General features: G+C 54.3%; 25 protein-coding genes and 2 tRNA genes. 14 read left to right on the forward strand and 13 right to left on the reverse strand.

What is annotated here, in order from left to right; genetic code table 11:
* Nucleotides 1-53: 53 nt before the first annotated feature.
* Nucleotides 54-1,628, forward strand: a complete 1,575-nt coding sequence (locus tag B2310_RS08665) for a biotin attachment protein (protein WP_290730574.1) — start codon at nucleotides 54-56, stop codon at nucleotides 1,626-1,628.
* Between the two features lie 390 nt (nucleotides 1,629-2,018).
* On the opposite strand, the gene B2310_RS08670 is transcribed toward B2310_RS08665, so the two are convergent.
* The 7 genes from B2310_RS08670 to B2310_RS08700 form a co-directional block, all read right to left on the reverse strand.
* Nucleotides 2,019-2,264, reverse strand: a complete 246-nt coding sequence (locus B2310_RS08670; protein WP_290730577.1) for a hypothetical protein — start codon at nucleotides 2,262-2,264, stop codon at nucleotides 2,019-2,021.
* A 6-nt stretch (nucleotides 2,265-2,270) separates the two neighbouring features.
* Nucleotides 2,271-2,969 carry a hypothetical protein gene (locus B2310_RS08675; protein WP_290730580.1) on the reverse strand — a complete coding sequence of 233 codons (699 nt, stop codon included), beginning with the start codon at nucleotides 2,967-2,969 and terminating at the stop codon, nucleotides 2,271-2,273.
* A gap of 11 nt (nucleotides 2,970-2,980) precedes the next feature.
* Nucleotides 2,981-3,880: an enterotoxin domain protein gene (locus B2310_RS08680; RefSeq protein ID WP_290730583.1), complete on the reverse strand. Its 900-nt coding sequence runs from the start codon at nucleotides 3,878-3,880 to the stop codon at nucleotides 2,981-2,983.
* Nucleotides 3,881-4,170: 290 nt separating this feature from the next.
* Nucleotides 4,171-4,473, reverse strand: coding sequence for a type II toxin-antitoxin system RelE/ParE family toxin (locus B2310_RS08685; RefSeq protein ID WP_290730586.1), 303 nt, complete (start codon nucleotides 4,471-4,473; stop codon nucleotides 4,171-4,173).
* Complete coding sequence (locus B2310_RS08690; protein WP_290730590.1) at nucleotides 4,470-4,772, reverse strand: type II toxin-antitoxin system RelB/DinJ family antitoxin; 303 nt, start codon at nucleotides 4,770-4,772, stop codon at nucleotides 4,470-4,472. The genes B2310_RS08685 and B2310_RS08690 overlap by 4 nt, the downstream gene beginning before the upstream one ends.
* A gap of 206 nt (nucleotides 4,773-4,978) precedes the next feature.
* A complete protein-coding gene (locus B2310_RS08695; protein WP_349678257.1) occupies nucleotides 4,979-5,953 on the reverse strand; it encodes an IS3 family transposase in 975 nt (324 codons plus the stop codon).
* Nucleotides 5,935-6,366, reverse strand: a complete 432-nt coding sequence (locus tag B2310_RS08700; RefSeq protein ID WP_173382217.1) for a transposase — start codon at nucleotides 6,364-6,366, stop codon at nucleotides 5,935-5,937. Before B2310_RS08700 ends, B2310_RS08695 begins: the two co-directional genes overlap by 19 nt.
* A gap of 99 nt (nucleotides 6,367-6,465) precedes the next feature.
* On the opposite strand from B2310_RS08700, the gene B2310_RS08705 reads away from it, so the two are divergent.
* Nucleotides 6,466-6,630 carry a hypothetical protein gene (locus B2310_RS08705; protein WP_290730593.1) on the forward strand — a complete coding sequence of 55 codons (165 nt, stop codon included), beginning with the start codon at nucleotides 6,466-6,468 and terminating at the stop codon, nucleotides 6,628-6,630.
* A 133-nt stretch (nucleotides 6,631-6,763) separates the two neighbouring features.
* Here the strand turns inward: B2310_RS08705 and B2310_RS08710 are convergent.
* Nucleotides 6,764-6,836: transfer RNA gene (locus tag B2310_RS08710), tRNA-Glu, on the reverse strand.
* Nucleotides 6,837-6,914: 78 nt separating this feature from the next.
* Between B2310_RS08710 and B2310_RS08715 the strand changes: the two genes are divergently transcribed.
* From B2310_RS08715 to rpmB, 5 genes are all read left to right on the forward strand, one after another.
* Complete coding sequence (locus B2310_RS08715) at nucleotides 6,915-8,567, forward strand: ABC transporter ATP-binding protein (protein WP_290730596.1); 1,653 nt, start codon at nucleotides 6,915-6,917, stop codon at nucleotides 8,565-8,567.
* On the forward strand, nucleotides 8,554-9,165 hold the full coding sequence (locus B2310_RS08720; protein ID WP_290730598.1) for a methyltransferase family protein: 612 nt from the start codon (nucleotides 8,554-8,556) through the stop codon (nucleotides 9,163-9,165). Before B2310_RS08715 ends, B2310_RS08720 begins: the two co-directional genes overlap by 14 nt.
* 7 nt (nucleotides 9,166-9,172) lie before the next feature.
* Nucleotides 9,173-10,384 carry a 3-deoxy-D-manno-octulosonic acid transferase gene (locus tag B2310_RS08725; protein WP_290730601.1) on the forward strand — a complete coding sequence of 404 codons (1,212 nt, stop codon included), beginning with the start codon at nucleotides 9,173-9,175 and terminating at the stop codon, nucleotides 10,382-10,384.
* Nucleotides 10,384-11,316 (forward strand): 4-hydroxy-3-methylbut-2-enyl diphosphate reductase, encoded by a 933-nt coding sequence (gene ispH / locus B2310_RS08730; RefSeq protein WP_173365667.1) that lies wholly within the window; start codon nucleotides 10,384-10,386, stop codon nucleotides 11,314-11,316. Before B2310_RS08725 ends, ispH begins: the two co-directional genes overlap by 1 nt.
* A 66-nt stretch (nucleotides 11,317-11,382) precedes the next feature.
* Nucleotides 11,383-11,604 carry a 50S ribosomal protein L28 gene (gene rpmB, locus B2310_RS08735; RefSeq protein WP_173318737.1) on the forward strand — a complete coding sequence of 74 codons (222 nt, stop codon included), beginning with the start codon at nucleotides 11,383-11,385 and terminating at the stop codon, nucleotides 11,602-11,604.
* A 113-nt stretch (nucleotides 11,605-11,717) separates the two neighbouring features.
* On the opposite strand, the gene B2310_RS08740 is transcribed toward rpmB, so the two are convergent.
* Both B2310_RS08740 and B2310_RS08745 read right to left on the reverse strand, forming a co-directional pair.
* Nucleotides 11,718-12,368, reverse strand: a complete 651-nt coding sequence (locus tag B2310_RS08740) for a 3'-5' exonuclease (protein WP_290730604.1) — start codon at nucleotides 12,366-12,368, stop codon at nucleotides 11,718-11,720.
* A 2-nt stretch (nucleotides 12,369-12,370) separates the two neighbouring features.
* Nucleotides 12,371-12,874 (reverse strand): lysophospholipid acyltransferase family protein, encoded by a 504-nt coding sequence (locus B2310_RS08745; RefSeq protein WP_290730605.1) that lies wholly within the window; start codon nucleotides 12,872-12,874, stop codon nucleotides 12,371-12,373.
* Nucleotides 12,875-12,989: 115 nt separating this feature from the next.
* Here B2310_RS08745 and B2310_RS08750 point away from each other — a divergent pair.
* Nucleotides 12,990-13,062 (forward strand) — tRNA-Cys (locus B2310_RS08750).
* Nucleotides 13,063-13,109: 47 nt separating this feature from the next.
* Here the strand turns inward: B2310_RS08750 and B2310_RS08755 are convergent.
* On the reverse strand, nucleotides 13,110-13,748 hold the full coding sequence (locus B2310_RS08755; RefSeq protein WP_290730609.1) for a hypothetical protein: 639 nt from the start codon (nucleotides 13,746-13,748) through the stop codon (nucleotides 13,110-13,112).
* A gap of 147 nt (nucleotides 13,749-13,895) precedes the next feature.
* Between B2310_RS08755 and B2310_RS08760 the strand changes: the two genes are divergently transcribed.
* The 6 genes from B2310_RS08760 (at nucleotide 13,896) to B2310_RS08785 (ending at nucleotide 22,131) form a co-directional block, all read left to right on the forward strand.
* On the forward strand, nucleotides 13,896-14,558 hold the full coding sequence (locus B2310_RS08760; RefSeq protein WP_173365672.1) for a DNA alkylation repair protein: 663 nt from the start codon (nucleotides 13,896-13,898) through the stop codon (nucleotides 14,556-14,558).
* Between the two features lie 238 nt (nucleotides 14,559-14,796).
* Nucleotides 14,797-16,770 (forward strand): 4-alpha-glucanotransferase, encoded by a 1,974-nt coding sequence (locus B2310_RS08765; RefSeq protein ID WP_290724630.1) that lies wholly within the window; start codon nucleotides 14,797-14,799, stop codon nucleotides 16,768-16,770.
* A 7-nt stretch (nucleotides 16,771-16,777) separates the two neighbouring features.
* On the forward strand, nucleotides 16,778-18,055 hold the full coding sequence (locus B2310_RS08770; RefSeq protein WP_290730612.1) for a glycoside hydrolase family 13 protein: 1,278 nt from the start codon (nucleotides 16,778-16,780) through the stop codon (nucleotides 18,053-18,055).
* Between the two features lie 26 nt (nucleotides 18,056-18,081).
* Nucleotides 18,082-18,387 (forward strand): TM2 domain-containing protein, encoded by a 306-nt coding sequence (locus B2310_RS08775; protein ID WP_290724634.1) that lies wholly within the window; start codon nucleotides 18,082-18,084, stop codon nucleotides 18,385-18,387.
* 80 nt (nucleotides 18,388-18,467) lie between these two features.
* Complete coding sequence (secD, locus tag B2310_RS08780) at nucleotides 18,468-21,119, forward strand: protein translocase subunit SecD (protein WP_173381412.1); 2,652 nt, start codon at nucleotides 18,468-18,470, stop codon at nucleotides 21,117-21,119.
* Between the two features lie 79 nt (nucleotides 21,120-21,198).
* Nucleotides 21,199-22,131: a magnesium transporter CorA family protein gene (locus B2310_RS08785; RefSeq protein ID WP_173365677.1), complete on the forward strand. Its 933-nt coding sequence runs from the start codon at nucleotides 21,199-21,201 to the stop codon at nucleotides 22,129-22,131.
* 16 nt (nucleotides 22,132-22,147) lie between these two features.
* Here the strand turns inward: B2310_RS08785 and B2310_RS08790 are convergent, their stop codons facing one another.
* Together B2310_RS08790 and B2310_RS08795 are read right to left on the reverse strand one after the other, a co-directional pair.
* Complete coding sequence (locus B2310_RS08790) at nucleotides 22,148-23,152, reverse strand: polyprenyl synthetase family protein (RefSeq protein ID WP_173365678.1); 1,005 nt, start codon at nucleotides 23,150-23,152, stop codon at nucleotides 22,148-22,150.
* Between the two features lie 3 nt (nucleotides 23,153-23,155).
* The coding region (locus B2310_RS08795; RefSeq protein WP_290730617.1) for a toprim domain-containing protein at nucleotides 23,156-23,593 on the reverse strand (438 nt) is incomplete at its 5' end.

Consider the following 23,593-nt stretch of genomic DNA (forward strand, 5'->3'; position numbering starts at 1 on the left):
CCCCGTATTTTATTGTACAGTAAAACAAGGGATTTATCCCACAAGGAAACACTATGAAAAAGATCAAGTTCCAGGATACCTCGTTCCGCGATGGTTTCCAGTCTATTTTCGGTGCCCGTGTCTTCGCGAAGGACTTCATGCCCGCCGTCGAAGCTGCCTGCAAGGCCGGCATCACCCACTTTGAAGCTGGTGGTGGCGCCCGTTTCCAGGCCCTTTACCAGAACTGCGGCGAAGACGCCTTCGACATGATGGACGAATTCCGTCGCGTCGTGGGCCCGAACGTCCGCCTGCAGACCCTCGCCCGCGGTATCAACGTGGTGGCCCTCGCCCCGCAGCCGCGCGACATGATCAAGCTCCATGCCGACATGTTCAAGAAGCACGGCATGACCCGCATCCGTAACTTTGACGCCCTCAACGACGTGAACAACCTCATCTACTCCGGCAAGTGCATTACCGACGCCGGTCTGGAACACGAAGTCGTCGTGACCATGATGGAACTGCCTCCGGGATGCGACCTCAACGCCGCCCACAACCCGGAATTCTACGAACGCATCCTCCGCAACATCCTGGACGCGGGCGTTCCGTTCGCTTCCGTTTGCTTCAAGGACGCTTCCGGTACCACGAACCCGACCAAGGTTTACGAGACCTTCAAGCGCGCCCGTAAGCTCCTCGGCGACAAGGTGGAACTCCGCATCCACAGCCATGACACCTGCGGTACCGGTGTGGCCCAGTACAAGGCCGCTATCGAAGGTGGCGCCGATGGCGTCGACCTCGGCCGCAAGCCGCTCTCCGGCGGTACGGCTCAGCCCGACCTGTTCTCCATGTTCCACGCCCTCAAGGGCACGGAATACAAGCTCGCCCTCGGTGAAGACAGCATCGTCGACGATCACATTCCGGAACTCATGGAAGCAAACAACGTCGCCGTTGAATGCCTCAAGGACTACAACTTCCCGCCTGAAGCACGCCAGATTACGACCGACGTGATCTTCAGCCCCATGCCGGGTGGCGCTCTTACCGCCAACACCCTCATGATGCGCGAAACCAAGACCTTCCACCTGTTCCCGAAGGTTATCGAGAACATGAGCGAATGCGTACGTCGCGGTGGCTTTGCCTCTTCTGTGACGCCGGTTTCCCAGTTCTACTTCCAGCAGGCCTACATGAACACCCTGAACCAGGCCGCAGGCCGCGGTACGTGGTTCAAGATGACGGAAGGCTACGGCAAGATGCTCCTCGGTTACCAGGGCAAGACCCCGTGCGAACCGGATCCGGAGCTCGTGAAGATTGCTGCCGACCAGTTCAACATGAAACCGTTCAAGGAAGCCTACCCGGGCATCCAGTGTGCCGAAGAAATCCTCGAACCGGGCATCCCGGCTGCGAAGAAGCTCCTCGAAGAAAATGGCCTGCCGGTTACCGACGAGACCATCTTCATCACGGGCTGCCTCCAGACGAAGGCCGGCAACAAGGGTATCGAGTTCCTCAAGGGCAACCGCCACATTGGCGTGCCGAAGAAGGACCCGAACGCCGCTCCGGCTGTCGACACCAAGAACATGAAGGCCGGTGCAACGAGCACCTACCGCATTGCCCTTGGCAACCAGAGCTGGGACGTGCAGGTCAGCACGCTCAAGTAAGTCTTATAGACAAATTAAAAAAGAGTTCGCGCATGCGGACTCTTTTTTTTCATAATCAACCATGATAATATGGGAGCACGTAAAACATTCTTGCCAGCGTGACTACAATCCAAAACATATACACGATTTTAGTCGCCATTTTCTTGGAAATGCCAATTTTCGCGAATTTCAAACTCATCAAAGAGATCCCCAATAGAAATGTACTTAAAAAACACGACACAAAAATAAAGCAGGCACAATCGTCATCAGTCTGCAAAGAGAGACCGTCAGGAGGGCCCCAGTCATACGGGCGCAGCGGAATAAGCAGCGCAAGAAACGTGAGTACAAGTGAACCCAAAAAGGAGACCGCTGCAAGGGTGCCGAGAAAAAATTTTATGAATGTAGACCTTGTCATCTTCTTGTAATATACTTTATAAAGAAAACAAGTGCGAATATCACCGAACAAAAAGCAACATTTCCAACAAACCAAGACACAAAAACAGCCGCTATTTCGCCCCAAGCAACACCTGATTCCGAATAAAACTCTCCCTGCGGATTGTTGGCAATGGCCGCATGCACCATAAAACATCCAACGGCAATAGATTGAATGAGAGTATAAGTCCCCGCGATAAATATGTACTCTTTCTTCGAAGTCATAAAGAATTAATGCTTACAGTTCCATGTACCTTCTGTATTCTTCGGCATCGGTGTTTTAATCACTACGGAAGAATCTAAAGGAAATATAAATACAACAGTATCATCACAAACACATTCTTCTGGCGGTCCCTCGCAACTATATCGAGCCTTCATGTCCCTAAACTTTATTTTAAAAATAACCGTTTCACAAGAATCAGAGTCCGTCTCACAATAACGCTTGTAATCATTCCTATGCAAACGGCACATTGCACACTTACATGAATTGTCATCACAACATATTGTATCACGACCGTCCAGACGTTCCGCATAAATAACGGTCGAGTCTTTTGCCTTTATGTTTCTGTATTTAACTTGAAATACAATTTCGTTCGTATCAATTCCACACCACGTGTCAACATTAACTTTATCGAATCCTATACATTTTTCCGCCGTGCTCCTTGAAAATACAATGTAAGGCAGCGAATCGTATCCGAGAAAGAAGTAATAATTTGAATCATCCTGAGCATAAATCCACCAGTCGCCAGAGCCGTTGTTCATTTGGTTCACTTCAAACCTGCACATGCTGGATTCGTTCGGAATTATATATACCGGATCAATCTTTGTCATATAGTAGTTGCCCACACAATTAGATTGAATAACCAGAAGAACGAACAATAGCACCGCAAGGGCGCCAATGGAAATTATTATGGCTACAGGCTTTTTCATCTTCTATAGGATTATTTTTTCGGTATCGGCATCGTGAGAATGATGACCTTTCCTTTTTTTTCATTATAAGAATAGTTTACCCCAAGAACAATAATATTATTTTTTATAACGGCCAAACGTTCTTTATCAAAAGATGGAATTTTTTCATTCCGCCATGTTTTTCCTGCATCAATACTATAGTACAAATAATGAAACCAACGACCGGCTCCCACCCTAAATTTAAATATTCCGGCCATTAGAGAATCTTTAACATAAAAATCAGATGGATTTAAAGCATCAGAAAGCCATATATGTCTCTTGTAAGGAATAGTACTAAAAATATGAAATCCGTCTCTGTTTCTATGCAAAATACGAACTTCATATGTAGATGAGGCGTATTCGTCATATCCACAAACAATCCAATTTTTTTCTTTTTGCGCATATACCGCGTCGGTACTGCAAAGGTTGTTCAGATAGTATTTTTTTCTCTTTTCCAGCAAAAAATTCGGACTCTTCAAAAAAGAATCAAGTTTGTTTACATAAATTTCTCCAATTTTTCCTTCTATCATTCCCATTCCCCAATAGTTCCATTTATCAGAATCATCGCTGAAGAGAATATTTTCATTCAAACTTGTATTTGTCATTTTCCAAGTTTTACCGTCATCTAAAGACAGCAACAAGATTGGCTTTTTTTCTTTAAACCCATATATTGTAATTGTTTTTTCATTGTATCTTATTGTATCTAGAATAAACTCCTGTAATTCGTCAAATGTACGAGTTTCTTTTTGAAAAAGGCTTGAAAATTCTTCCTTTCGCCATCTATCGTCTAATTCAAACAACTTTGTTAAACCCAAAAGAAATAAAGGACAAAGAAGAACTACTCCTATAGGAATTGTGGCTATCACAAGTATTTTTTTTCTTAATTTATTCATGTAGACTACTTTAAATTTCTAGATTATCCATTGTATAAATTATTCACTTCCCAAATGTTGTAAATTTATTATAAAAAAACACAATTATTCTCCATTTCAAAATAGCAATAAAAAGTTTTAACGTTTTAGTTGTTGTAAAATAGAGTTTTGCAGAAAAACATCATTCTCGAAAACATGTTCCGTCTAATTTCAAAGAATTCCATCATATTATCTACACCTTGGCCTAAACAGCCGCCACTTATAAATATAACCTATTCTGCCCGGAAAATTTTTTCAAGTACGCATTATGACTACTTCGCTTCTTGTCTGCAATAAAAGACACGCAATATAACGACTTTCTGCATGTCATGATTGACATGATAAAATAGTCGGTAATTCCCGACTGGCATTGTACGTACTTCACGCAAAATCCAAGGTTCATCTTGGCATAAGGCAAAGGCGTCGGGAAAATCGGATAACGTGTTTACCGATTCCTGAAATTTTGCCATTAGATTCTTGGCAGCGACAGGCGAACAAAGCGCTATGCTGATATAGTCAAAGATTTGATCGATGTCTGCCTGCGCAGCGGAAGAAAAATGGACTTCAAAATTCATACCTTATATTTCTTCTTGACGTCGGAAAGAACCATCGCGGCAGGGCGGGTGCGGCCTTTCAGCATATCGTTGTACCCCTTCTCAAGTTCCACATCGAGACGTTCTTTTGACCATTTGGCTGCGTTTTCGGGAGCCTTAGGCAACTTCACCTCGAAGGGAATTCCCTGTTGCAGAATAATCTGCTTATAAAACATGTTGATGGCGCTGGAAACGGATATGCCGAGGGTTTCCAGGACGCTTTCGGCCTGTTCCTTGACATCGGGCTCAATGCGAGCGTATAAATTTGCAGTCTTGTTCATATTTTTAATATATATAATTGTCCGCACAAATGCAATACATTTTTAAACTTCCCATAAATCGAGCCAAAAGCGCAAGATTTTTCACGACATAACCTGACCATCACTGAAAAAGGTTGACACTTCTTAGGTGATTTTACTGACCGGGTTGACAGTTTCTCTGACTTGGTTTACACCTTTTTCCCGGTATATCGATCCCGGTTGACAGTTCAACCGACTTGGTTGTCACTGCCGACTGGGCCTTCTTCATCCAAAGATATCTTTTTGCCTGCCTCGCGACGTTCGCGGGGCGTCTTCCAGCACCTTTTTTGCGGTCCCTCTTGACCGTGCGCTTCGTTAGGAGTCTGCATCCCGATGCTCATGTGGGGCCGTTCACCGTTGTAGAACGGGATTATTCTCTCGAGTTCGGCCTGGCACTCCTTGCGTGTTGCGAACTTCATCTTGTACAGCCATTCAGTTTTCAGGATGCCGTTTGCGCGTTCCGCGACGGCGTTCTCCAGCGGATCGCCGCTTTGTGTCATGCTGATGCCTATGTTGAGTTTCTTGAGCACTCCCACATATTCGTGGCTGCAGTATTGGCTGCCCCTGTCGGAGTGGTGTATCAGGGCGTGGGCGTGTTCGAGCGGGATCGTGCCCAGCGCCATGAGCAGCGCCTTTAGCGGATAGCGTGTTTCCAGCGTCGGGCCAAGCGCCCAGCCAACGATCTTGTGCGAGTAGGCGTCCGTCACCAGTGACAGGTAGCACACGCCCTCGTCGTTTTCCACGTAGGTGATGTCCGCGACCCATATCTGGTTCGGACGGTTCGGGACTACGCCTGCGATCAGGTTCGGGTACTTCCTGTAGTTGTGTTCCGAGTTCGTCGTCCTGTAGCGCCTGCGCCGCTTCAGTCGCACCATGAGGTCGTTTTCCCGGAGCAGCTCCACGAACGAGTCCCGGCCCATCATGTCCGGAGCCCCCATGCTGGCCGAGATGATCCTGTGCAGTTTCGCGCAGCCAAGTCCGGGGTTGTCCTTGCGGTAACGGCGTGCCGCGTCCAGGACCACGCACTCCATCGCGTCGCCCGCGAAGTCATTGTCGCTTCGCTTGTAGAACGCCTGCCTGCTATAACCAAACAGCCCGCAGAGGGCATCCAGGGATGTGCCCGGGAGCCTCCTGCGTAGCAGGGCTACCGTTTGGTGCCAGATTTTTTTCTGATGGGTATGTTGAACTTGCTCTCGGCAAGCTCTATCATGGTGTCGAAGGCCTTCGCGCGCAGCGTCTCGGTATCCAGCGCCTTCTGCAGGCGACGGTTCTCGAGTTCAAGCTCGCGTATCCTTTCTTCGGGGTCCTTGGCCATGTCTTCAGCCTCGCTTGCCCCCAAAGATAGCGATTCTTCGCGCAGGTAGCGGTCCATCCAGTTGAATAGGACCTGCCTGCTGCTTAGGTGGTACTTCTCGACGATTTGTGCCGCAGTCATCTTTCCCGCCTGGTATTCGGCGACAACCGCCATTTTGTCTTCGTCGTCGAAGATGCGCTTTTCGGTGGTAACGCTAGTCCATCGGGGATATCCGAACTGGTCGTATTCCGCGACTCTCTTTATTACCTGTTTTGTCTTCATTGGCACTACTCCTGCTTTTTTGAGTAGTGTCAACTTTTTTCAGTATAAGACAACCCATCTCTTGACTATGAAACAACATGAAAATAGATTTGAAGCGTGATGATAAAACCAACATCGACCATTGATAGGATTACGGCAGACTCGAAGCAGAAAAGAGCCGTCTTGAAACTCCAGGAGGCTCTCGCCGATGGAGAACGTTCCGCCGAACAGGGCGGTTGGCTTTCTGCAGCCAATGTGCGGAAGAAAATATACTCCGCATTTTGAACCGTTGAAAGGACTACTTGAAAGCTCTGGAATTGTAGACAAAGTTCCGTCTTTCGGCGAGCGCTTTGTTGAACTTCTTTAACTAAGCGCAACCAAAAAAGAAAGAAACCAATCTTTCGATTGGTTTCTTTCGTACCCCCAAGCGGTTTCGAACCGCTGTTGCGGGAATGAAAATCCCGAGTCCTGGGCCACTAGACGATAGGGGCGTCTTATGTAGGGCCAAATATAGTTAATCGGGCGATTTTGTAAAGGGGGCCGAACGACATTTTTTGTATTTTTTTCCGGTGAACATCAAAAAAAGGCTAAAAAAGTCCCTTTTGCGCGGGATTTTGCAGTATTTGCCGCTCGCTTTCATGGCAAGCCTCGCCGACGCGGGGCTCCTGTGGGGCATCCGCTCGTTCATGGGGCTGCTCGAGGGCAGTTCGCCGTTTACCCTCTGGGAATGGGCAGGCCTGATGGCCCTTCTCGCCGCACTCCGCCTGGTGTTCATGTTCGCGAAGGCCCGCAATTCCGAGACATTCCTGTTCAATACCGGGAAAAACGTCACCGAGTGGTTCCTCGGGCGCATCCGCATGCTTTCGCCCCGGCTTTTCCACGACGGTTCGGGCGACGCGAAGGTAGAGGCCGCCTACGAGGCGACGCTCTCGCTCCAGAGCAACGCCGGGGCGTATTTCCAGCTGGTGCAGGCGCTTTTGCAGCTCGCCATCTTCTTGCCGGTGCTCCTGTACATTTCATGGCCGCTCACGCTGTTCCTGTTTGCAGCGGTGGTGCCGTTTGTCGCCTGGATGCAGCGCAGGCTCCACGCGCTCGGCCCGCAAGAAGAATCGCTCCTGTACGCGCGGTCGAACTTTAGGCTTTCGCTGAATACCGCCCGCAGGCTATACCGCAACTGGAGCGGCAATGCCGAAATCGAGCACCTTGCCCGCGAGGTATCGGAAGAGGCAGGCACGCTCAACCGCAAGGGGCTAGACGCGAGCATCCGCAAGAATGCGCTTTCCATCGCGATGGAGACGCTCTCGGTGGTGGCGATGGTCGCGGTTCTCGCATTCTGCGCGATGCTTATCGCCCGCGGGTGGATGGACGGCACGGGGCTCGTGCTGTTCTGCTCGGCGCTGTTGCTCTGCTACAAGCCGGTGAAAGAATGTGCCCGCGCCGTGCCGCAGTTCCGGGCCGCCGCGAGCGCCTGCGACGTGCTGGAGGAATTCGAGGGGTTGCCGATGCGAGCAGCGTGTGAACAGGAGGCGCGCGGTCTGGAGGCGGGTTCGAGATTGCCACGCCTCTCCGAGGCTCGCAATGACGACAGCATTGTAATCGCGCATGGGAACTTCACCTACGAGGGGTGCGGTACGCAGGTCTATCGCGATTTCGGGATTACTTTGTCCAGAGAGAAGCCCGTACTTTTACGCGGGCAGAACGGCATCGGGAAATCGACCCTATTGCGCCTGCTTGCAGGCCTCGAGGAGTGGGACGCCGCGACGCCCGCAAACGTGTTCTTTATCCCGCAAGACCTGGAACTCCCGCCCCGCCGCCTGCTTATAGAACAACTTAACAGCGTGAAATTCGCGGGCAGCTCGGCACCCGAAAAAAGCCCGAAATCTGCGGGCGTCTCCGACCCCGCAAACATCCCGAAGGCAGACCTTCTCGCAAGCTTCGCGCGAACCGCCGGTACCGACCGCCTGCTCGAAAAGCAGGGCCTTTCGGGCGGGGAACGCTCCCGCATCGCCCTCCTGTGGGCACTCGCAAGCGACTCGCCCACCGTCCTCCTCGACGAACCGATGGCAGCCATCGCGCTCGACGACCGCGAACGCATTCTCCTCGCATTCCTCGATACCGCAGCCGCCCTCGGCAAGTGGGTCATCATGGCGAGCCACGACCCGTTCAGCGCCACGGCGCAGTCCCGCTTCAACGTAGTGGAGATGGAACATGCGAAAGGCTAGCGAAATTCTCTACCGCTTCCGCGGCTATATCCTCGCGCTGTTCGCCATAGCACTCCTCGCCTGCCCCGCAGCGCCGTTCCCGCAAAATTACTCCCGTATGGTGGAAGTCGGGCCCTACATCGGCACGCTTCTCTTTTATGTCCTGGGCATCGCGCTCCGCATCAGGGCCCGCCAGTTTATAGGCCAGCACACGCGCGGCTCCACGCACGAGGCCGCCACTCTAGTTACCACAGGGCCCTACGCGCACATGCGCCACCCGCTGTACACGTCGAACACCTACATCGCGCTGGGCGCAATCTTTTTCCACCTCGGCGTGAGCGGGCTCTTTCACATCTTCATTATTGCGATTGCCCTTTTCGAATACGCGCTCGCCCGCGCCGAAGACCGCTTCCTCGAAGAAAAGTTCGGCGACACCTGGCGCGCCTGGGCCCAAAGAACACCGATGAGTTCCGCGAATATCGAGGCGCTTTTCTGCCGCAACTCCGGCGGCAGCCCCGCGCGCACCGTTTTACAGGCATTCCGCGCCGATGCCTCCACGTGGTTCTGGTTCGTATTTTTTAATTTGATAATGGTTCTACTCAAAATCTACACGGCCTGAGATAAACATGTTTAACGCGATTGATTTTGCACGATTCGCCATTGGCACTGCCGCCAAGGCAGTCGCTAAGGTCCCTGCCGTAAATACACGGTTCCATATCGGCGACCGCCTGAACGGTCCCTGGCCCGAAGGCCCCTTCCTGTGGATGCACGGGGCAAGCCTCGGGGAATGCAAGATGCTCCTGAACCTCGCGAAGTTCCTGCAAGAGGACATCGCGAACCTGCCCAGGATTCTCATCACCACGCAGAAGGTGGAGGTGGTCGAGTTCATCAAGAAGACACTGTCGCAAGCCCCGGAGTCGCACATCGATGTTTCAATCGCCCCCGCCGACACGCAGACGACCATGAGTCTTTTTGCCAAGAAGGTAAAGCCTATCGCGCTTATCCTCGGCGAGAACGAGCTCTGGCCGGGCTACCTTTCTACCATGCGACGTCTGAACATCAAGCCATCCGTTGCCATCGTCTCGGGCCGCTACCGGGCGTCCGTGCCGGGGATCGACTTTTCTCCCGTTGCATTTGCAAGCATGCAGACCGGCGACGACCTCTCGCGATTCCTGAACGCGGCCTCGAAATTCCGCATCCCGAAAACGGCCATCGGCGGCGACTGGAAACTCCTCCCCTGGGTCCGCAAGAACGAGCCGCTCAAGCCAGTCGAAAACCCGACTGTCGATGTTGCCTTCCTCTCCATGCACCTTTCCGAATGGACCAGCCTCGAACGCATGGTGGAATCCTCCATCAAACGTCAGGAATCTGTCGTCCTGATTCCGCGGCGTCCCGAAGAAGCCGAAACATTCCGCAAGGCGCTCATCGAGGAAGAATACACGGTTGTCGACTGGCCACTCGTGCAGAAGGGAGCCATCTCCATTGTAAGCCAGTTCGGCATCACGGGCGACGTCCTTTCCATCTCGAAAACGGCAGTCGTCGGAGGTTCGTTCGCACGGGGACTCGGAGTCCATAACTTTTGGGAACCGCTACAAGCAGGTGTAGCCACCAGCATCGGGCCCTTCACCGCAGGGCAAAAGGAAAATGCGGCGGCACTCGTCCGCGAAGGTGTCATCGCACAGTTGCACACCACCGCCGACTATCCGAGACGCATGCTCCCCGATTCAAAACTCGTCGGAACCTTCCTCGCCCACGAACGCAACAAGATTCAAGATTCCTACCGGCAGCTCCTCGAATTCCTGCGGGGCCTGCCGGAATTCCAAGACGGAAACACGTAATGAAAAAGATTGTCCTTGCCACACCGCGCGGATTCTGCGCCGGAGTCGACCGCGCCATCCATATCGTCGAGAAGGCCCTCGAAAAATTCGGCACGCCCATCTACGTACGTCACGAAATCGTTCATAACAAATTCGTAGTCGACACCCTCAGGGAAAAGGGCGTCATCTTCGTCGACGAGGTAAGCGAGGTCCCGGAAGGCTCGGTCGTCATCTTCTCCGCGCACGGGGTCGCGGAACACATCTACGCCGATGCCGAGGCGCGCCACCTCAAGGTGCTCGATGCAAGTTGCCCGCTGGTGCTCAAGGTCCACTACAGTGCGAAGCGCCACTTCAATGCGGGGCGCCACATCATCCTCATCGGGCATGCGGGGCACGCCGAAGTGGAAGGCACGCTCGGGCAGCTCCCCGAAGGCGCCATCACCCTCATCCGGAACGAAGAGGACGTCTCCACAGTCAACGTTCCCGAAGGCAAGGAACTCGCCTACATCACCCAGACGACGCTCTCCGTTGCCGAGACCCACAAGATTATCGAGGCCCTGAAGAAGCGTTTCCCGAACATCATCGGCCCGAACGCGGGCGACCTCTGCTACGCGACCGGCAACCGCCAGGCGGCCGTCCTCGACCTCTGCAAGCAGGTCGACATGCTCCTCGTGGTCGGCGCCAAGAATTCCTCGAATTCGAGCCGACTCATGGAACTCGGCCTCGAACAGGGAATCAAGAGCCATCTCATCGCCGACGTGAACGACCTCGACCTCTCGTGGTTCGAGGGGATCGAATCCGTCGGGGTATCCAGCGGGGCATCCGCACCCGAAGTGCTGGTCCAGGAGGTCGTGGAATGGCTAAAGTCCCATTTTGAGCCGATTTCCATCGAAAATTTCATAAAATTGGTGGAATCGACCAAATTTAACCTCCCCAAAGAGCTCCAAGACTAACTTTAGCCTTGACAGTTCGACCATTTTTATCTAAAATTGGTGTCCGAAAAACAACGGAGTTTCATTATGAGCCGCATTTGTGAAGTTACCGGCAAGGCCGGCCTCGTGGGCAACATGGTTTCCCACTCCAACCGCAAGAAGTTGATGAAGCAGCTTCCCAACCTCCAGAAGAAGCGCTTCTACATTCCCGAAGAAGACCGCTGGGTCACGCTCCGCGTGAGCGCCGCCGGCCTCCGCACGATCAACAAGTGCGGTATCCAGGCTGTCGCCCGCGAACTCGGCATCTAATTCTCGAATAAAGAGACTAAAAAACCGTCAAAGGACACTTTGGCGGTATTTTGTGTTTCCGGGCCGCACTTGGCGGCCCCTTCTTTTTACCCGGAAACGGTAAAGGCGGGCGCCTACTTGTTGATGAACTGCGGCACGCCCTTGTACTTGGCCATGCTCGCCATGATGTTGCCCATTTCCCAGTCCTTCTCCTTTAACCGGCGGCGGAGGAGCGCGACAAACACTTCCATGAGCATTTCGCAGTCGTAGACGGCGCGGTGCATCTTCGCGGGGTCGATCTTCATCGTGAATTCCCCGCGCTTCATGAAGAGGCCCGCCATGTAGCCCAGCTTGTGGTTCTCGAGTTCCGGCAAAATCGTACGGGCGACGACCAGGCTGTCGATGACGGGATTTCCCGGGATAAACTGCGGGTTCTTGGAGTAGGCCACGCGCAAGAAGCTCGCGTCAAAGTTCGCGTTATGCGCAAGCAAGATGGATCCCTGTCCGCAGAAGGCCGTAAACTTCTTGAGGCATTCACCTACCGGCGGGGCGTCCTTTACCATGGCGTCGGTAATATGGTTCACGCGCGAAGCCTCCTCGGGAATCATCATGTTGGGGTTCACCAGCGTGTTGAACTCCGAAATAAGCTTGGGGACGACCCAGCCTTTCGGGTCCGTCTCGACGGTGAACTTCACGGCTCCTATTTCGACAATTTCATCCTTCGTATTGACAAGGCCTGTCGTTTCGAGGTCAAACGCAACAAATTTCGGCGGCAATGCGATCATGTCTACTCCTTTTCCCGACTGGTGTCGGACCTTTTTTCTTTGCAAAAATACTTAATTTCGATGTCAATAGATGTCATCGGGAACGGAACCACAAAGTTATCCCAGCTTTTGAGGCGCATGTGGCGGCCATAGCGGGCTTCGACAAGCCACAACGGCCTTTCGGCCTTTTCGGCAAGCCACAGCGAACCAGGCTTGACCTGCAGTGCCGGACCGCGAGGCCCGTCAAGCGCCATTCCCACGAGTCCTCCTTCCCGCAAAGTCCGCACCAGGTGACGCACGTTCAATGCGCCGTGGCTATCGGAACCGCGAGTCACCACGTATCCCAGGCGCCGCGCCACGCGGGCAAAAAGGTCCCCGTCCGAAGATTCCGAGACGAGGATATGCATTCCCGACCCGCGGAAAGCGGCACAACTGGCAAGCAGGTCCTGATGCCAGCTTCCGACCACGCCGGGGGCATACCCCTCGGGCAACCTGAGTTTTACCCTCAGGCTTTTGACCCACAACATGCAAGCGAAAGCTAGGAGCCAGCCCTTGAATCGACCGAACATGGGCAAAAATTAGTTTTTTTAGCCATTCCCCCTTGGCAAAAGCAGTTTATTTACCTATATTGCCGCTCACATTGGCGACGTACCCAAGTTGGTAAGGGGCGGCTCTGCAAAAGCCTTATTCATCAGTTCGAGTCTGATCGTTGCCTCTCAAAAAAACCGCTTTCGAAAGAAGGCGGTTTTTTTATACGGTTTTCTACGGTAGCGGGTTCTTGCGCGGGCGGCCACGCGGACGCTTCACGGGCAGTCCGTCGGGACCGACAGCCGGGGCCGCGGCCTTGTTTTTCGCAGCCAGCGCCGCACGAATCTTCTTCGCACGCTCTTCCATGCGCTGGCGTTCGAGTTCTGCCGCCGAATAGACCTTGGCCTTGGCCGCGTCGCTCGGCTTTGCTCCGAAAGAGCCCTTGAGCACACGCCCCGAAGAAGGTACCGGTAGAGGAGCCGTCACAACCTTAGCCGTTTCTGGAACAACGGGTTTCTCCACTGCCGGACGCGGCGCGGAAAACAGCGAGTCCAACTTCCGGCGGGCGCCCGACATCGGCCTTTCCGCATCCAGAACCGGGGCCGGTTCGACCTTTGCCGAAAAGCCGGGCCTTGCAACGGGGGCACGCGCGAAAGATTCCGAAACCGAGCGCGCCACCCTGAGCATGTCCGCCCTCCCCTTTTCCTGTTTCATCCTCAGGCGTTCGCGCTTGGATGGCCTAGTAGCCGAACGGCGACGCTTGGCCGTGTCCTCCCTAGCCTCCCTCTGCAATATTTCCTCATTGGACGGGCCTCGGAGTTCCGGGGGAACCTCGATTACCGCACGCTCATAAACGGCTTCATTCACGCTCATAATCCCAAAAAACTTAAAAAAAACGATTTGTCAAGAGTATTTTTTGTCTTTTTTTTGCAAAAAATTTCAAAAAACTGAAAAAAATTTAAAAAAAATGCTTGTCAAGGTCTAGAAAATAAATTCTTTCTGGACTATTTTTGTGTCGTCATGTTAAGGTTCACTCAAGATATCCTACTTGCGCTCCGCGCTATCGCTAACGAAGAAGAATCCCACGAGATGTCCAAGAAGGCACGCGAACAGTTTGACTTCCTGGGGATCCGTCTTGTCCCAAGGCGCGAAGTTACCTACCCCATATTCGACAAGAACCCGCCGAAAGACGACGCCGAGTTGGTAGCCCGGGTCGAGGACATGTGGTCGCAGCCCTACCGCGAAATCCAGTACGCCGCATGCGACTACCTCTTCCGCCACAAGGAAATGCTCGGGGGGCAGCATCTCAATTTCTTGAAGAAACTTATCAAGACCCGTGCCTGGCGCGATACGGTCGACACGCTCGCCGCCTGCATTTTAGGAGACCTCGCGCTCCGCCTCCCCGCACTCCGCAGCAAGATTGCCTCCTGGATTCGCGATCCGAACATCTGGGTCCGCCGCAGCGCCATCATCTTCCAGATCCAGTACAAGGACCGTACCGACTGGCCGCTGCTGCGCCAGTTCTGCCTCACCTGCGCCAAGGAAGACGACTATTATATACGTAACGGCATCGGCCGCGCACTTTCCGAGTACGCGCGCATCAACCCGACCGAGGTCCGCCGTCTAGTACAAGATAACGTCTTCGCCGAGCAGACCACGCAAGAGATTCTGCGTTTAATATAAAGTTCGGGCAAAACAAGTTTGCGAACCTCGTCCAGATTTCATTTGGACGAGGTTTTTTTCACTTTTTCCTTGTTTTCTCGAAGGGGGAACGTGAACCGGCCTTCCAGCACGCACCCCTTTGCACCCGGGCAGCATTCCTGCTTCCGCTTGTCACAGAAAGTCTCTCTCAAATACCTACATTCCCAACTCATGCAAGGAATAATAGCATATTCTTTCCCGATTTATCTATATTTCGGGCATGCGTTACGGTGATATTTCCTCCTTCCAGACGGGCGTAGCCGTGCCCCTCTTCAGCCTCCGCAGCAAGGCTGACATCGGTATCGGCGAATTCCTCGACCTCATTCCCTTCGCAGGCTGGTGCAAGCTCTGCGACTTCAACATCATCCAGCTTTTGCCGGTCAACGACACCGGAGCCGAGGCGAGCCCCTACAGCGCCCGGAGCGCATTCGCCCTGAACCCGGTGTTCATCAACATCCAGTCAGTCCGCGGCTCCAGCGAATTCGAGGAAGAAATCGAGGATGCCAAGGAAGGTTTCGAAAGCGAAGAACGCATCGACTATTATAAGATATCCACGTGGAAGCGCGGCATTCTCCGCAAGATTTTCGACAACCGCTACGACGAGCTCAAGAAGGACAAAGACCTTTCGAACTGGATCGACAAGAACGGATGGGCCAAAGCCTATTGCGCCTACGCGACACTCAAGGCCCAGAATTCCGAGTCGAGCTGGAAGGACTGGAAAAAGTTCAAGGATCCCACGGCAGACGATATCGAGAAACTCTGGACCAAGTACCACAAGGACATACTTTTCCAGGCCTGGATGCAGTACGTCGCCGAGATGCAGTTCACGGCCGCCGTGAGCGAGGTTTCGAAACTCGGCATCCACATCAAGGGAGACATTCCCATCCTCATCAACGAGGACAGCGCCGACGTGTGGGCGAACCGCAAGTACTTCTCGCTTTCCGACCGCGCGGGCGCACCTCCCGACATGTTCAGCTACAGCGGCCAGAACTGGGGATTCCCCACCTACCGCTGGGATGTCATCGAGGCGGACGGATTCCGTTGGTGGAAAGACCGCCTCGCTCAGGCGAGCAAGTTCTACCACGCCTACCGCATCGACCACGTGCTCGGATTCTTCCGCATCTGGTCCATCCCCGAAAACGAAGTGACGGGCATCCTCGGACGCTTCAATCCCTGCGTCCCGCTTACCTGGGACCGTCTGCATGCCGCCGGGTTCATCCGCGAGACACTCGAGTACCTGCGCCGCCCGAACTACTCCGTGGACCAGCTCCGCGAATTCCTGGGCGACGAGACCGAGAACATGGTTTCCGTCTACTTCGAAAGCCTGCCCAACGAGCCTTCGCGATTCGTCCTCAAGCCGCAATTCTATAGCGAACGCGCCATCACGACTCTCGACGAACCGCAGAACGTGAAGGATGCCCTCCTGAAGGTCTACTGGAATCGCATTTTCATCCCGGCAGGCGACGAAAACAACTACTACCCGTTCTGGTACTGGTACAACCAGCCCGTTCTCAGGACACTCCCCGAAAACGAGCAGGAAAAGCTCAAGGAAATCATCCACGAAAACGAAGCCTCGCAGGAAGGGCTCTGGGAACAGAACGCGACGAAGCTTCTCTCTGTCCTCGCGAAAGAGACCGACATGCTGGTATGTGCCGAAGACCTCGGAGCCGTCCCGCACTGCGTCCCCACCGTGCTCAAGAAACTCAATATCCTTTCGCTGCGCATCGAGCGCTGGGCCCGCAACTGGGATGCCCCGTACAGCCCCTACTACGACATGGCCGAATACCCGAGACTCTCCGTGTGCACCACGAGTTGCCACGACACCTCGAGCCTCCGCGGGCTCTGGGAAGAACCCGATTTCGACCGCGACCTCTACTGGACACACGCCCAGCTATCCGGTGCCGCGCCGCAGACGCTTACCCCGCCCGCCGTGCGCAACATCCTTGAACACGTATTCTCGTCGAACAGTCTCTTCTGCATCTTGCCTGTGCAAGATTTCTTCGCGCTTTCCTCAACCCTTTCCGAAATCCCGGCCGAAGAAGAACGCGTGAATATTCCCGGCACGGTCGGCGGCAAGAACTGGACCTACAGGATTCCCGTGACCATCAAGGAACTCACGGCAAACGCATCGCTCCATTCCGAAATCCGCAAGCTCGTGGACGTGCGCAAGCGCCGCCCGATGTGGAACATCTAGAGGCACCATGGTCCGGTCTTCAACGAAACTCGCGCCAGACTGGGTCAAGGACGCCATCTTCTATCAGATTTTCCCTGATAGGTTTTGCCGCAGCCCCAAATACAGTGCCGTAGGCAAGTTCGTGCAATGGGACAGCAAGCCCACCCGCACGAACATGTTCGGCGGGAACCTCGCGGGCATTACCGATAAACTAAAGTACATCGCAGATTTCGGTGCGACGGCGATTTACCTGTGCCCGATTTTCAAGAGCAATTCCAACCACCGCTACCATACGGTGGACTACTTCGAGATTGACCCGGTGCTCGGCACGCTCAAGGATTTCGACAACCTTGTAAAGAAGGCGCACGCCCTCGGGCTCCGCGTCATTCTGGACGGCGTCTTTAACCACTGCTCGCGCGGATTCTTCCAGTTCAACAGCCTCATGGAACTCGGGGAAGATTCCCCCTACGTCGACTGGTTCCACGTGCACAGCTGGCCCATACACGCCTACTCGGGCAAGCCGAATTACGAATGCTGGTGGAACTACCCCGCGCTACCGAAGTTCAATACGGACTGCGCGGACGTTCGCGAATACCTGTTCAGCGTCGCCGAATACTGGACCAGGCGCGGCATAGACGGCTGGCGGCTCGACGTGCCGAACGAAATAAACGACGATAGTTTTTGGCAGGAATTCCGCAGGCGCGTGAAGGCGATAAACCCCGAAGCCTACATCGTGGGCGAAATCTGGGACAATCCCGAGCGCTGGCTCAAAGGCGACCAGTTCGACGGAGTCATGAACTACCCGTTCCGCAAGGCGGTAATGCAGTACCTCTTCGACGAGAACCCCGTTTCTACAGGCGAATTCTGCAAAAAGGTGCGCAGCGCGTTCCCCGAGAACCGCTTCGGCACCCCGATGAACCTGCTCGGGAGCCACGACACCACCCGCATCGCGTCGCAACCCCGCACGAGCCCCGAACGCATAAGGCTCGCGCTCGCCCTGCTGTTCTTTATGCCCGGAGCCCCCTGCATCTACTACGGCGACGAAATCGGCATGGAAGGTGGCAAGGACCCCGACTGCAGGCGAACATTCCCGTGGGACCAGCTGAAGGCCCGCAAGGCGCTGCCCATCTACAAGTTTATCCGCGAACTCACCCGCATGCGCCACGAAAACCCCGTACTCCGCGACGGGAGCCTGAAAATTCATTTTACGGGGACCGGCTTTTCTGTGGTTCGCGCATCGGGCCATGACTGTTTGACCCTTTCGGTGTCGCTGGATGCGCCCGAACCATCTTTTGAAATTAAATAAAAACGTAAACAACAAGGAGCTGCTTTATGCCTTTTTGTCCAAAATGCGGAAATGAAGTTGCCAACACAGACACATTTTGCAACAAATGCGGAACCAGCATTCAAGAGATCCCGGCAGAAGGAGCTGGCACCAAAGTGAATCAGGTCGCCTATGCAGTCCTGGCCATCCTTTTGGGGGGCTTGGGCATACATAAATTCTATGCCGGCAAGATAGGCATGGGGATTCTGTACATTCTGTTCTGCTGGACAACCATTCCCGGCATAATAGGCCTTATTGAAGGAATCATCGCCGTAACGAAAAATGCCGACGCAAACGGCAACATTTACATCTAGTTTCCTTACGCGGCGCCCGCCTTTTTCTATCTTTGCACCCGCAACTAAATGCGTATTAATGCCTTATTAAGGGATTACAAATGAACAAATATAAATTCGGCATAAGAGAATTCATCATTCTCGCTGTTATTGCTCTCTCGGCCTACACCGTATGGCCCTCCATCCAGGTTCACTCCAAGAAGGGCGAAGAACAAAAGGCGTTCCTCAAGGAAAACCCGAAGATGGCCACGAAGTCCATCAACTTCGGTCTGGACCTCGCGGGTGGTACGAGCATCACCCTCCAGATTGACCAGTCCGGACTCAAGGAAGGCGACGACATCAAGGACATCCAGGCCCAGTCCCTGGAAATCATCCGTAACCGCGTCGACCAGTACGGTCTTTCCGAACCCCAGATTTCTCCTTCCGGCGACGACCGCATCCTGGTCGAACTTGCCGGCGTGGACGACTCTACCGCAAAGGCCCTCGTGGGTTCCACCGCAAAGCTCGAATTCAAGATTCTTGCCGAAGCAGACAGGTTCCCCCAGGTCGTCGGTCTCATCGACCAGTACCTGACGCGCCAGACTTCCGACGTGACTGCAGATTCCGCCGCGACGGATAGCACTGCCGCCAAGGACAGCACGGTCGCAGCGAAGGATTCCGCAAAGGATACGGCCCAGCTTTCCGACGAAGAACTCCTCGGCGGCAAGGTCGCCGCAGCTGAAGCCCCGAAGGCCGAAGATTCCTCCAAGGCAGCCACCGAAGAAGCCGCACCGGCTACGGAGGTCGGAAAGGCCCTCAGCTCCTACTACATGTCTTTTGCCAACGGTGGGTTCATTGCCGAAGAAGACATCGAAAAGGTCAAGAAGCTCCTCGAGCTCGACGGTGTCAAGAAGCTCATCCCGCGCGACCTGAACTTCGCGTTCGGAAGCGGCCTCGAAAAGATCAGCAACGATTCCCCGGTCAAGGCCAAGCGCCTCTACCTCCTCAAGCGCCGCGCCGAAATGGGCGGTGACGATATCGTGAACGCCCAGCCCCACCGTCTCGCTGACGGCGTGAGCGCAGGCGAAGTCGCCGTGACCCTCAAGTTCGGCGGCATCGGTCCCAAGAAGTTCTCCGCCGTGACCGCCGCGAACGTCGGCAAGCAGATGGCCATCGTTCTCGACAACCAGGTGATTTCCGCTCCGCGCATCAACGAACGCATCCCGAACGGCGACGCCCAGATTACCGGTCTCGATGACATGGCCGAAGCAAACCGCCTCGCCGTCGTGCTCCGCGCCGGCGCCCTCAAAGCCCCGATGAAAATTATCGAAAGCCGCACCGTGGGTGCCACCCTCGGTGAAGAAAACATCGTCCAGGGCTTCGGTTCCGGCGCTGTCGGCCTCATCCTCTGCCTTGTGTTCATGGTGGCTTACTACCGTCTGGGCGGCCTTATCGCGAGCCTCGGCATGGTCATCAACACCCTCGTTACCGCCGCCGTGATGTCCGTGTTCAACGCGACCCTCACTCTCCCCGGTATCGCGGGCTTCATCCTCGTCGTGGGTATGTCCCTCGACGCGAACGTGATTATCTACGAACGTATCCGTGAAGAACTCAAGGCCGGCCTCACCGCCCGCGCGGCAGTCGCCAAGGGTTACGAACGAGCCTTCAGTGCCATCTTGGACTCCAACTTGACGACCGTGCTTACCGGCCTTATCCTCTACAAGATCGGTACCGGTTCCGTGAAGGGTTTCGGTCTTACGCTTACTATCGGTATCCTCACCTCGCTCTTCTGCGCCATCACGCTTACCCGCGCCATCCTCGACTGGAAGCTTGCCAAGCGCGACACGACGACGCTCTCCATCGGTAACGGCATCAAGGCCATCAACGAGGCGAACCTCCAGATTATCCCGCACCGCAAGCGTTTCGGTCTCATTTCGACCATTCTCATCATCGCTTCCATCGCATGCATTGTGGTCAAGGGATTCGACTTCAGCATCGACTTCACCGGTGGCCAGGTCTACACGGTTCAGTATCAGGATAACGCGAAGCACGAAAGCGACCTCAACAAGGCACTCTCCGCTGCAGGCATCAATGGCACGCGCGTCCGCTCCCTCGGCGGAACGTCCGCCAACTCCTACCAGATTAGCATGCGCGCTTCCGAAGACGCACAGTTCGAACTCAAGATGAACGAAGCCTTCAAGAAGGCCGGTCAGGAATGCGTCATTGTCGCGAAGGACAACGTCGGCCCGACAATCGGCAAGGAACTCCGCTTCAACGCTATCTTGTCCGTAATCCTCGCCTGGATCGGCATCCTCCTCTACGTGTGGTTCCGGTTCGGCAAGTTCGGTCTCGGTTTCGGTGTCGCCGCCGTGCTCGGCCTCGTGCACGACACCATCATCACGCTCGGCTTCATCTCGGCATTCAGCCTCTCCTTCGACGGCGCCCTGATTGCCTCGCTCCTCACGATGATCGGTTACTCCGTGAACGACACGATCGTGAACTTCGACCGCATCCGCGAAAACACGGCCATCTACGGTTCCGCGAACTTCGGCGAAACAATCAACAAGTCCATCAACCAGTGCTTCAGCCGTACCATGGTGACCTCCCTCACGACCTTGTTCGTGTGCGTGATTCTCGCCGTGATGGGCGGTTCCTCCATCCGCGACTTCGGCCTCGTGCAGTGCTTTGGTATCCTCATCGGTACCTACTCCTCCGTGTGCATCTGCTCTCCGATTGTTCTGTGGTGGTCCAACCGCTTCAAGAAGGGCGTGTAATCAAATTAAAATGTTGAAAAGAGCCCCGGCAATGCCGGGGCTTTTCTATATTTGAACCCGTTCGATCAAAGGGGGCTCCATGCTCAAGTATTACAAAATCGAATCGGGCCGCATTGCAGTCGCCCCGAACGAAGACGCAGCTGACATCGTCATCATGGGCTCCCTCAGCCAGGAACAGCGAAGCGTCCTAGTCAAGGAATACGAAATAACCGAGCATACCATCGCCTCCGCATTCGACTCCGACGAGCTTTCCCGTATCGAATACGACGACGACTTCACCACGATAGTGTTCAAGAAGCCCAAGAACTATTCTGCCGCGGACAACTTCCAGTTCCGCGTAGAATCCTTCGGCATCTTCATCTTCAAGGACTGGATCCTGCTCCTCACCGACAGCGACATTCCCGTGATGGACGAACGCCGCTTCTCGAAAATCGACAGCCTGAACACGTTCGTGCTCCGCGTGTTGAGCTATGCGATATCGCACTTCAACGAACACCTGCGCATTATCAACCGCATCAACGACGACCTCGAACTGCGCCTAAACACCTCGATGGAAAACAAGTACCTGCTTTCCATGTTCAGCCTCAACAAGGGCTTGATCTACTACGTGAGCGCACTCAACAGCAACGACACCTTGCTCCGCAAGTTGCAGCTGGGCAGGAGCCTCAACTGGACCGAGGCCGAACGCGAACTCTTGGAAGACATCCAGATCGAAAACGGGCAGAGCCTGCAACAGGCAAACATCTACGCAAACATCTTGACGTCGATGATGGACGCCCGCGCAAGCGTCATCAACAACAACGTGAACCAGCTGATGAAGAACTTGACCATCGTGACGATTTCGATATCGCTCCCGACGTTCTTCGCAAGCTTGTTCGGCATGAACGTGCAGTTGCCCTTCGCCATGAACGGCGACGCCGCTACAGGATCGCCCATAGCCTTCTGGGGCATCATCGCGGTCTGTATCCTGTCAGTGGTCGTCTTCCTCGCCTTCTGGATGCGGCGGAAGTAGCGCGAGGAGTATATCTTTAATTCCCGCGGTCGCTCATGCTCGAAAACATGGCGACAATCTCGTCGGTAAAGTTGTTCTTCGGGAACTTGTCCGCAATCTGCAGCGCCTGTTCCAGATGTTCCTGGGCTTCGGCCTTCGCCTTGTCGAAACTCTTCTTTGCATTCAGTCGCGCAAGGATCTCGCCGGCGACATCGTCGGTCGCGACCCTCTTGATAAGCGATTCCATTTCGGAACGTTCATCCGCGTTGCAATCCTCGAAGTAATACAGAAGCGGGAGCGTAATGAGCCCGTTCGAGAGGTCGGTGAACTTCGCCTTGTCCAGATTCTTCGAGCCGTAGCCGTAATCGAGCAGGTCATCGATAATCTGGAACGCGAGCCCGAAGTGCGCCCCCATCTTGGCACATTCGTCAATCAGGGGTTTGTCGAATCCGGCCATGATACCGCCGATGCGGGACGCAGCCTCGATAAGCGCGGCCGTCTTCGCATCGATAATCTCGTTGTAGGTTTCCCTGGAAAGCCCGAGTTCACCGCAGTGGTCGAGTTCCATGATTTCGCCCACGATGAGCTTGTCCGCAGCGTCCGAGATAACCACCGGCACTTCACGATCCCGTTCGTCAATCACGCAACGCATCGACTGCGAAAGCACGTAGTCGCCCACGAGAACGGCCACCTGCGTTCCCCATTTCTTGTGGGCGGTAGCCTTGCCGCGCCGGAGTTCCGTGCCGTCGATGATATCGTCGTGCACGAGACTCGCAAGGTGCAACAGTTCCACGCTTGCGCAGGCATGCGCGACACGGGACGCATCGGGCGCCACATTCCCGCAGTTGGATATGAGGCAAAGAAGAGTCGAACGGATGCGCTTGCCCTTCGTCTCGAAAAGAGTCTGAAGCCTATCTGCAATCCCGGCAGGAGCAGTCTCTGCCACACGCAGGATTGTCTTTTCGGTCAAATCCAGCTGATTACGGACTAGGTCACGAGCCTGTCCGAGAACTGCCTGGAAATCGGCTTTCGAAGGAGTCATAGACTAGACATCCAGGTCGTTCAGGACCTTGTAGGCGTTCGTTTCGATAAACTTGCGGCGCGGTTCCACGTCTTCGCCCATGAGCATGCTGAAAATCTGGTCGGCGAGCACGGCGTCTTCCACGTAGCACTGCTTGAGCAGGCGCGTCTTCGGATCCATGGTCGTGTCGTTCAGCTGTTCGGCGGACATTTCGCCAAGGCCCTTGAATCGCGTGATGGTGACATTCTTCTTGTCTTCCATCTCGGCCATTACCTTGTCCTTCTCGTTTTCGTCGAACAGGTAGCGGTCCTTCGTGCCCACCTTGAGCTTGTAGAGGGGCGGCATAGCAAGGAAGATGTGTCCGGCATCGATAAGCGGGCGCATGTAGCGGAAGAAGAACGTGAGCAAAAGCGTCTGGATGTGAGAGCCGTCCACATCGGCATCGGTCATGATGATGATCTT

Source organism: Fibrobacter sp. UBA3629, from assembly GCF_002374005.1.
Classification (GTDB): Bacteria; Fibrobacterota; Fibrobacteria; order Fibrobacterales; family Fibrobacteraceae; genus Fibrobacter.

What these genes read in the sequence shown, in the direction of transcription:
- B2310_RS08665 (WP_290730574.1), top strand. Translation starts at nt 54, where the DNA reads ATGAAAAAGATCAAGTTCCAGGATACCTCGTTCCGCGATGGTTTCCAG.
- B2310_RS08670 (WP_290730577.1), bottom strand. Translation starts at nt 2,264, where the DNA reads ATGACTTCGAAGAAAGAGTACATATTTATCGCGGGGACTTATACTCTC.
- B2310_RS08675 (WP_290730580.1), bottom strand. Translation starts at nt 2,969, where the DNA reads ATGAAAAAGCCTGTAGCCATAATAATTTCCATTGGCGCCCTTGCGGTG.
- B2310_RS08680 (WP_290730583.1), bottom strand. Translation starts at nt 3,880, where the DNA reads ATGAATAAATTAAGAAAAAAAATACTTGTGATAGCCACAATTCCTATA.
- B2310_RS08685 (WP_290730586.1), bottom strand. Translation starts at nt 4,473, where the DNA reads ATGAATTTTGAAGTCCATTTTTCTTCCGCTGCGCAGGCAGACATCGAT.
- B2310_RS08690 (WP_290730590.1), bottom strand. Translation starts at nt 4,772, where the DNA reads ATGAACAAGACTGCAAATTTATACGCTCGCATTGAGCCCGATGTCAAG.
- B2310_RS08700 (WP_173382217.1), bottom strand. Translation starts at nt 6,366, where the DNA reads ATGAAGACAAAACAGGTAATAAAGAGAGTCGCGGAATACGACCAGTTC.
- B2310_RS08705 (WP_290730593.1), top strand. Translation starts at nt 6,466, where the DNA reads ATGATAAAACCAACATCGACCATTGATAGGATTACGGCAGACTCGAAG.
- B2310_RS08720 (WP_290730598.1), top strand. Translation starts at nt 8,554, where the DNA reads ATGCGAAAGGCTAGCGAAATTCTCTACCGCTTCCGCGGCTATATCCTC.
- B2310_RS08725 (WP_290730601.1), top strand. Translation starts at nt 9,173, where the DNA reads ATGTTTAACGCGATTGATTTTGCACGATTCGCCATTGGCACTGCCGCC.
- ispH (WP_173365667.1), top strand. Translation starts at nt 10,384, where the DNA reads ATGAAAAAGATTGTCCTTGCCACACCGCGCGGATTCTGCGCCGGAGTC.
- rpmB (WP_173318737.1), top strand. Translation starts at nt 11,383, where the DNA reads ATGAGCCGCATTTGTGAAGTTACCGGCAAGGCCGGCCTCGTGGGCAAC.
- B2310_RS08740 (WP_290730604.1), bottom strand. Translation starts at nt 12,368, where the DNA reads ATGATCGCATTGCCGCCGAAATTTGTTGCGTTTGACCTCGAAACGACA.
- B2310_RS08745 (WP_290730605.1), bottom strand. Translation starts at nt 12,874, where the DNA reads ATGTTGTGGGTCAAAAGCCTGAGGGTAAAACTCAGGTTGCCCGAGGGG.
- B2310_RS08755 (WP_290730609.1), bottom strand. Translation starts at nt 13,748, where the DNA reads ATGAGCGTGAATGAAGCCGTTTATGAGCGTGCGGTAATCGAGGTTCCC.
- B2310_RS08760 (WP_173365672.1), top strand. Translation starts at nt 13,896, where the DNA reads ATGTTAAGGTTCACTCAAGATATCCTACTTGCGCTCCGCGCTATCGCT.
- B2310_RS08765 (WP_290724630.1), top strand. Translation starts at nt 14,797, where the DNA reads ATGCGTTACGGTGATATTTCCTCCTTCCAGACGGGCGTAGCCGTGCCC.
- B2310_RS08770 (WP_290730612.1), top strand. Translation starts at nt 16,778, where the DNA reads ATGGTCCGGTCTTCAACGAAACTCGCGCCAGACTGGGTCAAGGACGCC.
- B2310_RS08775 (WP_290724634.1), top strand. Translation starts at nt 18,082, where the DNA reads ATGCCTTTTTGTCCAAAATGCGGAAATGAAGTTGCCAACACAGACACA.
- secD (WP_173381412.1), top strand. Translation starts at nt 18,468, where the DNA reads ATGAACAAATATAAATTCGGCATAAGAGAATTCATCATTCTCGCTGTT.
- B2310_RS08785 (WP_173365677.1), top strand. Translation starts at nt 21,199, where the DNA reads ATGCTCAAGTATTACAAAATCGAATCGGGCCGCATTGCAGTCGCCCCG.
- B2310_RS08790 (WP_173365678.1), bottom strand. Translation starts at nt 23,152, where the DNA reads ATGACTCCTTCGAAAGCCGATTTCCAGGCAGTTCTCGGACAGGCTCGT.